Here is a 13,773-nt window from a genome sequence, read left to right as displayed (position 1 = left end):
CCTGAACCTGGCAAGGGGGCGGGGGGGAACCGACTCCACTGCGGCTCGGCCGCGCCCTGAAAGGGGCGCGGGGAACTGCGCGACCAGCCACAACGCGCGGGTCGCCGGCGACGGCGGCAGCGGGCGGACCGGCGTGCACGTACGGCAGGCATGCACGTACGGCAGGCGCACCCGTACGGCCGCGCACCCGTACGCAAAGGCACCGCCGCCCGCCACCCCAGGCGGGCGGCGGGCGGCGGTATGCCGAAGCCGGCGGCAGGCCCTACGCCCGGCCGGCGGTCTTCTGGGTCTTCCGGGAGACCGAGTCGATCACCACCGCGGCCAGCAGCACCGCGCCCGTGATCATGTACTGGACCGCCGAGGCGATGCCCAGCAGCGCCATGCCCGACGCGATCGACTGGATCACCAGCACGCCCAGCAGGGCGGACCAGGTCTTGCCGCGCCCGCCGAAGAGGCTGGTGCCGCCGATGACGGCCGCGGCGATCGCGTTCATCAGCAGGCTGCCGGCCCCGGAGGACTGGTTCGCGGCGTTGATCTGCGACGCCAGGAACATGCCGCCGACGGCCGCCATCGTCCCGGAGAGGGCGAAGACGGAGATCCTGACCGCGGCGACGTTGATGCCGGCGCGGCTCGCCGCCTCCACGCTGCCGCCGAGGGCGAAGACCTTCCGCCCGTACGCCGTGCGGCGCAGTACGAGGTCGAGCGCCACGACGACCCCGAGGAAGATCACCACGGCCAGCGGCAGGCCCTTGTACTGGTTGAAGAGCCAGGCCACCACGTAGGCGGGCACGGCCAGCGCCACCGTGCGCAGCACGATCTCGCTGAGCGGCCTGCTGGGCACGCCCGCGGCCTCGCGGCGCCTGCTGTCGCGGAAGGACACCAGGAAGAACGCGGCCACGGCGAGCGTCGCCAGCCCGTAAGCGGCGGAGATGTCGGTGAAGTAGTGGTTGGTGAGACCGGCGACGATGCCGGAGTCGTCGAGGTTGATGGTGCCGTTGGAGCCGAGCACCTGGAGCATGAGGCCGTTCCAGCCGAGCAGGCCGGCCAGGGTGACGACGAAGGCGGGTACGCCGATCCGGGCGAAGAAGAAGCCGTGCAGGGCACCGATGAGGGTGCCCGAGAGGATCGCGAGGATGAGCGCCAGCCACTCCGGCATGCCGTGGCTCACGTTGAGTACGGCGAAGACGGCGGCCGCGAGCCCGCTGACCGAGCCCACGGAGAGGTCGATCTCGCCGAGGATCAGCACGAAGACGATGCCGACGGCGATCAGGCCGGTGCCGGCGGCGGTGACGAAGAGGTTGTTGAGGTTCTCCGCGCCGAGGAAGGCCGGGTCCCGCAGCTGGAAGACCAGGGCGATGACGATCAGGCCGACGACCACGGGGAGGGAGCCGAGCTCGCCGCTGCGGAGCTTGCGGAGGCCTTCGGTCCAGTAACCGGCGAAGCCCTCCACGCGGACGAGGAGACGGGGGTCGACGGCGGGGACGGCGTCGTGGGCGGGGGCCTGGCCGTTGCCGTTGGCGGCCGGGCCGCCGCTGGTGGGGAGCTTGGTGGTCATGCGCCCGCCTCCTTCTCGGGCTTGTCGGGGTGGCCGGCCTGGGTGGCCCTATCGGACTCGGCTGCCTTGTCGGCGTTGTCGGTGTGGGGGTCGGCCTTGTCGGCCGGGGTGACCGGGGCGGCCTCGGCGGCACCGGGCGCACCGGGCGCACCGGGCGCACCGGCAGCCTTCGCCGCTTCCATGGCCTTCGCAGCCTCCGCAGCCTCCGCCGCCTCCGCGGAGCGGGCCCGCCGCCGGGTGACAGCGTTGTCGGTGGCGCCGGTGATGGCGGAGATGATCTCTTCCTGGGTGGTGCTCGCCACCGGAAACGTGCCGTTGTTGCGGCCGAGGCGCAGAACGGCGACGCGGTCGGCGACGGCCTTCACGTCGGCCATGTTGTGGCTGATGAGGATGACGCCGAGCCCGCGCTCGCGCAGCCGCTCGACCAGGTCAAGGACCTGCGCGGTCTGCTCGACGCCGAGCGCCGCGGTCGGCTCGTCGAGTATGACGATCTTGGGCTCGCCGAGCAGCGAGCGGGCGATGGCGACGGTCTGCCGCTGCCCGCCGGAGAGCGAGGCGATGGGGATACGGACGCTGGGGATCCGGATGGACAGGGTGGAGAGCAGCTCACGGGCGCGGCGCTCCATCTCGACCTCGTCGAGCACCCCGGCGCGGGAGATCTCGCGGCCGAGGAAGAGGTTGCCGACGACGTCGAGGTTGTCGCAGAGCGCGAGGTCCTGGTAGACGGTCGCGATGCCGAGCTCCTGGGCGGCGTGCGGCCGGTCGACGGTGACCGGCCGCCCCTCCCACTCGATGACACCGTCGTCGGCGGGGCCGACGCCGGCGATGGTCTTGACGAGGGTGGACTTGCCGGCGCCGTTGTCGCCGACGAGGGCGACCACCTCGCCGGCGTGGATCTCCAGGTCGACGTCGGTGAGCGCCTGGACGGCACCGAAGCGCTTGGAGATCCCGCGCAGGGCGAGGACGGGGGTGGCGCCCTTGGCTTGTGTGACGGGTGTGGCGGACATCTACGAAACCCCTACTTGATCCCGGCGGAGTCGCACTGAGCCTTGTACTTCTCAGTGCAGATCTCGTCGCGGTTGAAGAAGCCTTCCTGACCGACGTACTTCCCGATGTCGGCCTTGGTCAGCGCGAAGGGGGTGACGATGATGGAGGGGATCTTCTTCTGGGTGCCGCTGTCGACGGTGCTCTTGGCGATTCCGTCGAGCGACTTCCCCTTGGCGAGCGCAACAGCCATCTCGGCAGCGGCATCGGCCTCGGGCTTGTACGGCTTGTAAACGCTCATGAACTGCTCGTCGGAGAGGATCCGCTGGACGGCGGAGAGCTCGGCGTCCTGGCCGGTGACGGGCGGGAGCTTGTCGAAGCCGGCGCTCTTGAGGGCGGTGATGATGCCGCCGGCCATGCCGTCGTTGGCGGAGTAGACGCCGACGATGTTCTCCTTGCCCAGCGAGGAGATCGCGCCCTTCATGTTCTCGTTGGCGTTCTCCGGCTTCCACTCCTTGGTGTCGTACTCCTTGCCGACCTTGACCTTGCCGTCGAGTACGGAGTGGGCGCCATCCTTGTACATCTTGGCGTTCGGGTCGGTGACCGACCCGTTCATCATGACGATCTGGCCCTTGGAAGCGTTGTCGCCGAGCTCCTTGAGCAGCGACTCGCCCTGGATCTTGCCGACGCGCTCGTTGTCGACGGAGGTGTAGGCCTTGATCGGGCCCTCGGCGAGCCGGTCGTAGGCGACGACGGGAATGCCCTTGTCGTTCGCCTTCTTCACGGAGGAGGCTATCGACTTCGCGTCCACGGAATCGACGATCAGCGCGTCGACCTTCTTGGTGATCATCGTGTCGACCTGCTGCTGCTGGACGGAGGCGTCCTGCTTGGCGTTCTCGTAAAGGACGACGGTGTCGGCGCCCGCCAATTCCTTGATCTTCTTCTCGATCAGCGGCTTGTCGAAGCGCTCGTAGCGTGCGGTCTGGTTCTCCGGAAGGAGGAGCCCGATGGTGAGCGGGCCCTTCTTGTCCTTCTTGGTCTCCCCGCCACCGGCCTCCTTGGCGCTGCCACAGGCGGCGAGACCGGCCGCCATCGACATGGCCGCAACGGCCACGGCTGCACGACGCAGATGCGTGTTCACTTGCAGAAACCTCCCTGACGAGGCCGCGTCATTGCGGCCGAGGTGGCTGGAAGTCAACTCGGCGCCTGGAGCACCGTCAAGAAGTAAATCCCTAACGAGACGGCAACGATGCCATTCGTTATCTACGTAAACTCAAGAGGGTTCCGGCCACAAATGGGCCGATGCCTGCCGGACCCTCAGGCAGGCAAGGGCGAACCGGCCGGAACGGGTGTGTCGAGCAGGGTGGAATCACCCATCTCACTCAGCACGAGCGCGAGCGCACCGAGCACCTCGGCCCGGCCGCCGAGCGCACCGGGGACGACCTCCAACTGCCGTGCGGCGCTGGGGATCGCGTACCGGGAGACGGATTCGCGGATGGGCGCGAGCACGAGCTCGCCGGAGTCGGCAAGATCGCCGCCGAGGACGACGCGACGGGGGTTGAGCAGATTACAGAGATTGGCCACCCCGCTCCCGATATGCCGCCCGACATCCGAAATGACCCTCCGGCATCCGGGGTCGCCTTCGCGCGCGAGCTGCACCATGCGGGTGACGGTGAGGTCGGTTCCATGAGCCGAATGAAGCAGGGGAAGGACATACCGGGCGGCAGTGAAGGTCTCAAGACACCCACGATTGCCACAGCGGCAAACGGGCCCGGACTCATCAAGCGTGATATGCCCGATTTCCCCCGCAGTGCCCCCCGGCCCACGGTAAATCTGCCCATTAATAACAAGCCCTGCCCCGACACCACTGGCGACCTTGATGTACGCAAGATCGGAGGCCCCGCGCCCGGCCCCCCACACGAGCTCGCCGAGCGCACCGAGGTTGGCATCGTTGTCGACGTGAACAGGCACCTTCAACCGGCCCGCGAGCTCGTCCCGCGGATTGGTCCCGGCCCACCCGGGCAGGATGGCGGTCGACCCGAGCGTGCCGGTCTCGACGTCGATGGGCCCGGGCACACCGAGCCCGACCCCGATGATCTTCCCAGGCTCGATCCCGGCATCGTCGATCAACCGCCTGACCAGCTGCTCAGCCCGGTCGAGCCCCTGCGCGGCGGAAGCGTCCACATCAAGCGGCTCGGCGTCCTCGGCAAGCACCCGCTGCGCGAGGTTCCCAATGGCCACCCGCAGGTGGGTATGCCCGAAGTCAACACCGACAACGATCCCGGCATCCCCGGACAGCGACACACTCCGGGCCCGCCGCCCCCCGGAGGAGGTGGGCGTGACCTCGACGGTCCCGCCGTCCTTCAGCTCCCGAACGATATTGGAGACCGTGGCGGCCGACAGCCCGGTAGCCCGGGCGATCTCCGCCTGCGTGAGCGACCCCGCCCTGCGCACCGCACGCACGACCCGCTCAAGGTTGGCCCGGTGCAGCGACGACTGCGACCCCGGAGTCTCCACGCCCATCCACTCCCGCCTAGCCGGACACGGCACGCCGGCCGTCCCCTCAACCGGACCACAACCCTGGAGCCCGGCCATCCATACAACACATGAACTCTAAGCTGAGCCGTCGGAGGCAGACCCCGTCAAGGCCTTGAACCGTTTCGCGAACTTCACGGGCCCACCGGAGCGTCCGTCTTGCCGCGAGGGAAAGACGGACACACACCCCACATCCCCTAAATACGCCATACTCCCATTTTTCCGGGAGCGGCGGAGTCTGAATCCGTTGGGACCGCTACCCGGCGCAGACCGGGGCTCCAGTGGCGGCTCGACCGGGCTCGACCGGTCCGGCGATCAGTCGATCACGCGCAGTTCGATCAACGTGGTGGGTGCGCCCGGCACTCGCGCGCCCACGCCGACCCCCGCAGCGTCGTTCTTGCCCAACACGACGGGGTCCTGGCGCTTACCCTCAGCGCTGAGCGTCGCCTGGACAGCAACGTCATCGGTCATGATGCCGTAGACGCCGGGGACCTTCAGCTCAAGGTAGCCGGACTTGCCGTTTCCGGTGACCTTGAAGCAGTACAGACCCGGCTTGCTCTGCCCGGGGTGGTTCACCGAGGTCGAGATCTGGATGGTCTGCGAGACCTTGCAATCTGCGAGCAGAATGCGCCCGTCCCCCTTACGGAGCTCGATGCCTTGCTCCTGGAGGATCTTCGCTGCGTTCGGGTAGTCGAAGGTCTCCACAGCGAACGGAGGCACGTCGTCATCCGTAGGTGCAGGAGCGGGGGCGGCGGTGGCGACACCCAGAGCCGAGATACCAGCGATGACGGATCCGGCCCCGATGGCACCGGCGATCAGCATGCGGCGCGTGCGAAGTAACACCAGTGAATCCTTCCGATGGTTACGCATCGGCGAAGGCCGCGCGTAACGGCGAAATAAAGACAACTGCGCGGGAACCTATCACCCATGCCGACTTTGCACGCGCTTGACAATCCATCACTGTGATTCACCAGTCCTCCAAAGGCCTACCGCCAGTAAGCGATGGACGCGTACATGACACCTACCCGCTCCGCGAGCATTCGAAATGGCGCACAAACAGCGACCATGACGGCCCGTCACCTCGTGTGCACTGACTATGCTCACGCCGCCGAAGTGCGGCGATTTGCAAGTGATCGGGAAGAACCGACTGGTGAGAGAGAACCTCCTCTTGACGAGAGGCAGAAGTACGCACAGGCTCGGCATACGTTCCCTGAGCCTCTACGTGCTGCCTTGCACGCTTCTTGCAGGTCTGCTCGGGGCCTCCCCGGCAGCAGCGGATGAACCTGCGACTCCGGCGACCGATCGCGGTCGAGTCGTACAGTTGTGGACGTCGGGCGGCCCAGCGGTCAAGGCTGCGGCCGAGGCAGCGCTCATGGGTACCGACGAGGACGTCCGCAAATTCCTTGGCAGTGAGAAGGACTTCGCCGAGTACACCGACGACCGCGCCGATGTGACACGCCTCTTCATGGCCGGCGGCGTGACAGTACGCGAAGTGGCCTACGAGGCGCTGCGATCCGGCTCGGCGGAGAAGTTACGTGCATTCCTCAAAGACGGCTGGAAGGCACCCTTCGAGACGGACATGCGGATCCGGGCCACGCAGATCATGGAGTCGGACGGTCCGGTTTCCAAGGAAGCTGCCCAGACGGCGCTGCGAGGCTCGAGTGACGACGTCCGCAAGTTCCTCGACCAGGGCCAGTACACGGCTCGCAGCAATGACGACCGGCTGAAGGTCACGCAAATCATGAGTGCGGGCGGGCCGGCGACCAAGGAGGCCGCGAGGGTCGCACTCCAAGGATCGGCGAACGACATACGCGAGTTTCTCGCGGTAGGGCAGAACATCGCCCGCTCCCGTGACCAGGAGCGCGCCACTGCCGCCCAGTTGGCTCAGCAGGCCAAGGATGCGGGCGAAGTGGCCAAGCAGCAGACGAATGCCGCCAAGAGCGCCTCGGCCCGTGCGGTGAAGGCGTCCGAGTTGGCCAAGGACGACGCGAAGAAGGCCGCCGCGGAAACCAAGGCGGCAGGCAAGGACGCCGGCCGAGCGGCCGACTGGGCACGGAGTGCGGCGAAGTCCGCAAAGGGTGCCGCGAGCGCCGCGCAGGAGGCCATCGGCGCGGCGCAGGCAGCCAACTATGCGGCGCGCATGGCCGCAAATGCTGCCGCGAACGCCGCTGCCGCGGCCTCGGCAGCGGCTTCGGCAGCTGCACGGGCCCGAAATGCGGCTGCAGACGCCGCGTCGGACGCCGGAATGGCTTCGGCCGCCCGCCATGCAGCCGAGGAAGCGGATGCGGCCGTACGCGCGGCGCAGGCGGCGGAAAGGGTAGCCGGGGAGGTGGAGGCGGCGGCTCGGGCCGCAGGTCTCGCTGCCGACGCGGCGCTCAGTGCCAGTGCCAACGCAGACGAAGCGGCTAACGCTGCCGACGAAGCCGGGGGTTACGCCGGCGAGGCCGGCGCGGATGCGGCCGAGGCCAAGGCATGGGCGGCGAATGCCCGTAGCCAGGCAAGGGAATCTCGCCGGGCGGCCGTCGCAGCACGGGACCTCGCCTACGAAGCGGCAGGTGCTGCGGGTGAGGCCCGAAAGGCCGCTCACTCGGCCGCTGGTCATGCTCAGCAAGCAGCCGCAGCCGCACGGCGGGCTGCGGAGCACGCGGGCGAGGCGACCACCGCCGCGAAGGAGACTTCGGAGCACGCCAAGGCCGCGAAGGAAGCCGCGGACAAGGCGTCGGATGCAGTCGCCGCCGCCAAGAAGGTTCACGACGTCGCGACGAAGATCGAGGCCGAGGAGTTGAAGGCCAGGACGGCGGCCGGGATCGAGATTGCCCGGGCCGAGAAGAAGTCCGAGGAGCTGGAGGCCGCGAAGGCGGACCAAGCGGCCCGAACGACGAAGGACCTCAACGCCGAAGCCACGCGTCTCGTCGCCGAGGCGGTCAAGCCCGGCACCGGGGTCAAGGAAATGACCGCCAAGGGCCGCAAGGTCGCGGTTCTCGCCCTCAAGACTCGCGGACCGTGGAGCCAGTCGGCCGCCAAGTCCGCACTGGCCGGTTCGGATGAGGCGATGCTCAGCTATCTGCGCCTCGGTTGGCAGCAGGCCTCGACTGAGGACCAGCGCGCAAGAGTCGAACGCCTGGCGAGTATCAGTGATGTGGAGAGCGTACGTACGGCGGCTGCGGCAACGCTCAAGGGTGATGCCAAGCAGATCAGCGAGTTCTTGACAACCGGCCAGTACGATGTCGCGCTGACCGACTACCGCATCCGCGTGAATCAGATCATGGGAAGTGGTGGCCAGGAACTCAAGAGCGCCGCTCAAGCCGTCCTGCGGGACGGCTCGATCGGCAAGCTCCGCGCCTTCGTCGAGGAAGGCCAGTACACCGCCCAGGCCACGGACGACCGGATCATCGCCAGCCGCCTGCTCAACAGCGACGGTGCCGAGACCAAGGCGGCGGCCCGGATCGCCCTCGAGGGAACCGACAGCGCCTTGCACGATTTCGTCAAGATCGGTCAATACTCGACAGCCCGACGAGATCAGCTGACGGCCACGCATGTGGCCACGGTCCAGCAACTCATCGCCGGGGCAGCAGGAGTTGCCGCCCTCGCGCACAAGAACGCTGCTGAGGCCGCCATCGTCGCGGTCAAGGCAAATAAGGCCGCCGATCAGGCCAAGGCCTATGCCGAACAGGCCGCCAAGTCGGCGGGAGAAGCCAAGGCCTTCGCCGAACAGGCGAACGCGTTCGCTCAGCAGGCCGAGGCATCAGCAGTAGAAGCACTCAAGTCGGCACGTGTTGCTGACGCGGCGGCGACAGCGGCTGAGCACGATGCCGACGAAGCTGCCTACTCCGCAACACGCGCCGACATCTCCGCAGGCCAAGCAGCACTGTCGGCGAGTGCGGCTTATTCCTACGCCGATGCGGCCCGGACTTCCGCAATGACCGCCGGCAAGGACGCTACTGCCGCTGACGGCGCCTTCCAGGACGCCTACAAGCATTTTCGCTACCTGCAGATGCAGGAGGAAGAAAAACGCCGCCAGGAGCAGGAGGAACTGCGGAGGGAGCGCGAAAAGCTGCCGGTGGAAGTGCGGATGCAGCTCGCCATGATGACGACGACGGATCTATCCGCTTCCAAGGACAAGCCGGGTCCGTTCATGACGGGCCTGCAGTGGCTGACCGGCATCGGTGGTGAGAATCACACACAATACGGCCCTGACGACGAGTTCACCAAGCAACTGCGCAAGGACCATTCGATGGACGTGGTCCGCAGGAGGATTCGCGAGGAGGTCAGCGCAGGACGAGACACCCCCGACCCCGAACGCAGCCACGGTTACAATCTCTTGAAGGAAGAAGGCTGGACCCGGCCGATCGACGATGCCATCGACGTGTTGACGTTGGGCGGCTCCGCGTGGGTGGTGAGGAAGTTCTCCCACGGCCGTTACGGCAGTGCAGGGAACCTCTTCATCGGTTCGTACAGCTACAAGTTCAATGTGGTCTCGCGAGATCAGAAGACGAGTACTGCACAGGTGAGGATCACCATCGAAAACGAGACGAGCCTCAACTCCTTCATGCATCCCCCCATCCCGGGACTGAACGGCTTGTGGGACAAGTACCTGGGTGACAAGGTCAACGGCGTTCCCAACTGGCTCGGTCCGATGAGGACGAGGTCACAGAGTTTCTCCTGGACCGAGTCCATGGACTACTGACGCCCTGCCGGTTGGACAGGACGGAACCCAGGGCTAGGAGAGCGAGGAGCATCAGCATGACGGGCGAGCAGGCCGACAGTTCACGGGAAAGGCTGGATGAGGTGGATGGACCGGCACAGCCCAGGCCGTTCGCAGTGCCGTTGGGGCTCGCCGCGATCTTCGCCTGGTTCGTCTACATCACCTGGTTCGTCGCCCCGTTTTTCGCTGCAACCAGCCTCATATGCGCCGTTCGCGAGTTCCGTAATGCCAGGCATACGGGACACAGGCGGAATGGGGCGGCCTGGGGGCTCGGGGTGGCCTGTCTGGCCGTAATCATCAGTGCCCTCGCTTGCTACGGTCTGGCGACCCAGAGCAACTAGTGCTTGCGCAGTATGCCGCGAGCCCCCGGCTCGCGCACATCGACCATCTATTCGCTCGGCCTGTCCGGTTGGCCGAGTCTCACGTTCGAACAAGAAAGAAACTGATGTCTGACAGACGCCAACGCCTTGCGTGGTTTGCAACATTGGCTTTAAGCGCGGTCACGGCGAGCACTCTGACGGCGACGTCCGCGTACGCCGTCGCCGGCCCGCCCGCCAATGACTCCTTCGCGTTCACAGCCAAGCTCGATATTGCCGGGAAGCGCAGTTGCTCGGCAGCGCTGGTGTCGACGCAGTGGCTGATAACCGCCACCAGCTGCTTCGCCGACCATCCTGCTGAGAGTCTCGAGCTCCCTGCCGACATGCCCAAGACGACGGCCACCATTGGTCACGCCGGCCTGACCCCGGAGACCGGCAGCGTCGTGGACGTCGTGGAGCTCGTTCCCCGCGAGGGCCGGGATCTGGTGCTGGCGAGGCTGGCCAAGCCGGTCACCGGGATAGCTCCTGTGGACCTCGGCGTCAACGTCCCGCTTACCGGCGAGGAACTGTGGGTCTCGGGCTACGGCCGCACCAAGGCCGAGTGGACGCCCGACCGTCTGCACTACGCGAAGTTCTCCGTGAGCAACGTGAAGGAGACCTCGGTCGGCCTTTCGGCGAAAACCGAGGGCGCTGCGATATGCCAGGGAGACAACGGCGGGCCCGCCTTCCGCGACATCGGCGGACGGTTCGAGCTCGTCGCTGTCAACAGCCGATCCTGGCAAGGCGGCTGCCTCGGCACTGACGAGAAGGAGACCCGTACCGGGGCCGTGGATACCCGGACCGACGACATCGCCGATTGGATTCGCCGACGCGTAACCCCGCCGGTACCCAACACCGACGCGCCGGGGGACGCCAGTGTCGACATCGACGGTGACGGCAAGGTGGACTATCTGGTCGTCGAGGACAACGGCGCCGTCCGCGCATGGGTGAACAAGGGCGGCGACGGCCGGGGTGGCTGGGCCGACTACGGCACCATCGCCAAGGGCGCCGGAGCACCCGGCAGCAAGGTCCGCTTCGCCGACATCAACGCCGACGGCAAAGCCGACTACCTCATCGTCGAGGACAACGGCGCCGTCCGCGCATGGGTGAACAAGGGCGGCGACGGCCGGGGTGGCTGGGCCGACTACGGCACCATCGCCAAGGGCGCCGGAGCACCCGGCAGCAAGGTCCGCTTCGCCGACATCAACGCCGACGGCAAAGCCGACTACCTCATCGTCGAAGACAACGGCGCCGTCCGCGCCTTCATCAACGACGGCGGCGACAACCGCGGCGGCTGGACCAACTACGGCACCATCGCCAAGGGCGCCGGAGCACCCGGCAGCAAGGTCCGCTTCGCCGACATCAACGGCGACCGCAAAGCCGACTACCTCATCGTCGAAGACAACGGCGCCGTCCGCGCCTTCATCAACGACGGCGGCGACAACCGCGGCGGCTGGACCGACTACGGCACCATCGCCAAGGGCGCCGGAGCACCCGGCAGCAAGGTCCGCTTCGCCGACATCAACGGCGACCGCAAAGCCGACTACCTCATCGTCGAAGACAACGGCGCCGTCCGCGCCTTCATCAACGACGGCGGCGACAACCGCGGCGGCTGGACCAACTACGGCACCATCGCCAAGGGCACCGGAGCCCCTTCGAGCAAGGTCCACATCTGACCTGGCCTCGCCTTCCGTCTCGATCCGCCGGACCATCCGGCAGATGAGACCGAGCCCCGCGCCGCCGAACCGGCGCGGGGCTTCGCATTCGTCCCGGCTGCCTCTCGATTCCTCAGCAGCCCTCATGGAAAGTCCGCCGCACCATGTCCCGTATTCACCAGCGTCGTCGCTCCGCAGCACGGCTTCTCGCTCCCGCACTGGCTGCCGCGCTGACGACGAGCCTGGCGGCGATCGCAGCCACTCCCCCCGCCGTCGCGTCTCCCTCCCCGCCGGCCTCGGGGGCTGCCCCGGCCAGCGCGCAGAACTGGAAGGTGCCGCGCCTCGCGGTCATGCCCCTGGGAGACTCGATCACCAGGGGCGCCGGTAGCTCCACAGGCAACGGTTATCGCATCGCCCTGCACGACAAACTGGCCGCTCATTCCGGCTCCCTGCAGTTCGTAGGCTCAGTGCGCACCAACGGTGCAGATCATGAGGGCCACTCGGGATGGCAGATCAACGACCTCTCCGAGAACATCGAACGCTGGCTGCCGGCGGCAGACCCGAACGTAGTCCTCCTCAACATCGGCACCAATGACATAGACCGCAACAACGATGTGGACGACGCTCCCGCCCGGCTCGGCCGCCTGATCGACAAAATCACCCGGGCGGCGCCCGAGATGACAGTGCTGGTTTCCTCCCTCGTGCCGTCGCAGTCGGCGCAGGTGCAGAAGCGCGTCGAGAAGTTCAACTCCGACGTGCCGCGCCTGGTCGCCGAGCGGCGGAACAAGGGATTCAAGGTGGGGTACGTGGACATGAGTGCCGTGACTGCCCCCGACCTCAACGACCGCCTCCACCCCAACGACAGCGGCTATGCAAAGATGGCGACCGCCTTCTACGAGGGGCTGGCAAACGCAGCCGACAATGGCTGGGTACGCGAACGCGTGGACATCAAGCCCGCCCCGCCTCGTGAGGCCCCGCTCGGCGACTACCAGGTGGACTTCAACGGCGACGGCAAGGCCGACTACCTCGTCACCGAAGACAACGGCGCCGTCCGCGCCTACGTCAGCAACGGCGGGGACGGCCACGGCGGCTGGATCAACAAGGGCATCGTTGCTGCGGGCGCGGGAGCCCCGGGCAGCAAGGTCCGCTTCGCCGACATCAACGGCGACCGCAAAGCCGACTACCTCATCATCGAGGACAACGGCGCCGTCCGCGCCTTCATCAACAACGGCGGCGACGGCCAAGGCGGCTGGACCGACCGGGGTATCATCGCCACCGGCACCGGGGCCCCTGCGAGCAAGGTCCGCTTCGCCGACATCGACGGCGACGGCAAGGCCGACTACCTCGTCGTCGAGGACAACGGCGCCGTCCACGCATGGATCAACAACGGCGGCGACAACCGCGGCGGCTGGACCAACTACGGCACCATCGCCAAGGGCACCGGAGCACCTTCGAGCAAGGTCCGCTTCGCCGACATCAACGCCGACCGCAAGGCCGACTACCTCGTCCTGGACGACAACGGCACAGTGCGCGCCTGGGTCAACAACGGCGGTGACGGCCAAGGCGGCTGGACCGACCAAGGCCGGGTCGTCTCGCGCACACCGGTGCCCGGCGCCGGCATACGCTTCGCCGACATCGACGGCGATGGCAAGGCCGACCACCTGATCGTCCACGACAACGGAGCCATCGACGCCCTCCTGAACCAGGGCGGCGACGGCCACGGCGGCTGGGCCGACCATGGCCGCATCGCCGCCGGCGCCGGCCCCGGATTCCGAGTCCACATCTAGCGCTCCGACCGGGACGGTTTGCCGCGTCAATTCTTCTCAGGGGCAGCTGCGCACTGGTAGCGGCAGCGGTGAGAAGCGTCACCGCATCGCCGTAGAACCGCATCTCACGAGCTGCCCCCGAGGCGCTACCAGAAGGTGACGGGCAGGCCGAGGTCGTCACCGATATCAACGAGACAGTCGACCAGTCGGGCACCTA

General features: G+C 67.3%; 8 protein-coding genes and 1 pseudogene. 4 read left to right on the top strand and 5 right to left on the bottom strand.

The features are described 5' to 3' along the window. Positions 1 to 262 precede the first annotated feature (262 nt). The 5 genes and pseudogenes from FGW37_RS24990 to FGW37_RS24970 form a co-directional block, all read right to left on the bottom strand. Positions 263 to 1,555 carry a sugar ABC transporter permease gene (locus FGW37_RS24990; RefSeq protein ID WP_179083092.1) on the bottom strand — a complete coding sequence of 431 codons (1,293 nt, stop codon included), beginning with the start codon at positions 1,553 to 1,555 and terminating at the stop codon, positions 263 to 265. 209 nt (positions 1,556 to 1,764) lie between these two features. Next, positions 1,765 to 2,562 (bottom strand): annotated as a pseudogene (locus FGW37_RS24985) (ATP-binding cassette domain-containing protein); the annotation flags it as partial. Positions 2,563 to 2,573: 11 nt separating this feature from the next. Next, the gene (locus FGW37_RS24980; protein ID WP_246430540.1) at positions 2,574 to 3,680 is read right to left on the bottom strand and encodes a substrate-binding domain-containing protein; all 1,107 of its coding nucleotides are present in this window, start codon (positions 3,678 to 3,680) and stop codon (positions 2,574 to 2,576) included. Between the two features lie 176 nt (positions 3,681 to 3,856). Beyond that, on the bottom strand, positions 3,857 to 5,056 hold the full coding sequence (locus FGW37_RS24975) for an ROK family transcriptional regulator (protein ID WP_343067226.1): 1,200 nt from the start codon (positions 5,054 to 5,056) through the stop codon (positions 3,857 to 3,859). 333 nt (positions 5,057 to 5,389) lie between these two features. After that, positions 5,390 to 5,917, bottom strand: a complete 528-nt coding sequence (locus FGW37_RS24970) for a hypothetical protein (RefSeq protein WP_246430539.1) — start codon at positions 5,915 to 5,917, stop codon at positions 5,390 to 5,392. A 379-nt stretch (positions 5,918 to 6,296) separates the two neighbouring features. Here FGW37_RS24970 and FGW37_RS24960 point away from each other — a divergent pair, with 379 nt between their 5' ends. The 4 genes from FGW37_RS24960 (at position 6,297) to FGW37_RS24945 (ending at position 13,577) form a co-directional block, all read left to right on the top strand. Then, entirely contained in the window at positions 6,297 to 9,761 is a 3,465-nt protein-coding gene (locus tag FGW37_RS24960; RefSeq protein ID WP_425506663.1) for an ALF repeat-containing protein, read from the top strand. Positions 9,762 to 9,817: 56 nt separating this feature from the next. After that, on the top strand, positions 9,818 to 10,120 hold the full coding sequence (locus FGW37_RS24955) for a hypothetical protein (RefSeq protein WP_179083089.1): 303 nt from the start codon (positions 9,818 to 9,820) through the stop codon (positions 10,118 to 10,120). Between the two features lie 104 nt (positions 10,121 to 10,224). Continuing rightward, positions 10,225 to 11,811: an FG-GAP-like repeat-containing protein gene (locus FGW37_RS24950; RefSeq protein WP_246430537.1), complete on the top strand. Its 1,587-nt coding sequence runs from the start codon at positions 10,225 to 10,227 to the stop codon at positions 11,809 to 11,811. 143 nt (positions 11,812 to 11,954) lie between these two features. Continuing rightward, positions 11,955 to 13,577 (top strand): FG-GAP-like repeat-containing protein, encoded by a 1,623-nt coding sequence (locus FGW37_RS24945; protein ID WP_179083087.1) that lies wholly within the window; start codon positions 11,955 to 11,957, stop codon positions 13,575 to 13,577. The last annotated feature ends 196 nt before the right edge of the window (positions 13,578 to 13,773 follow it).

This window comes from Streptomyces rectiverticillatus, assembly GCF_013394065.1.
Taxonomy (GTDB): domain Bacteria; phylum Actinomycetota; class Actinomycetes; order Streptomycetales; family Streptomycetaceae; genus Streptomyces; species Streptomyces rectiverticillatus.
This window is presented reverse-complemented; position numbering and strand designations above follow the sequence as displayed.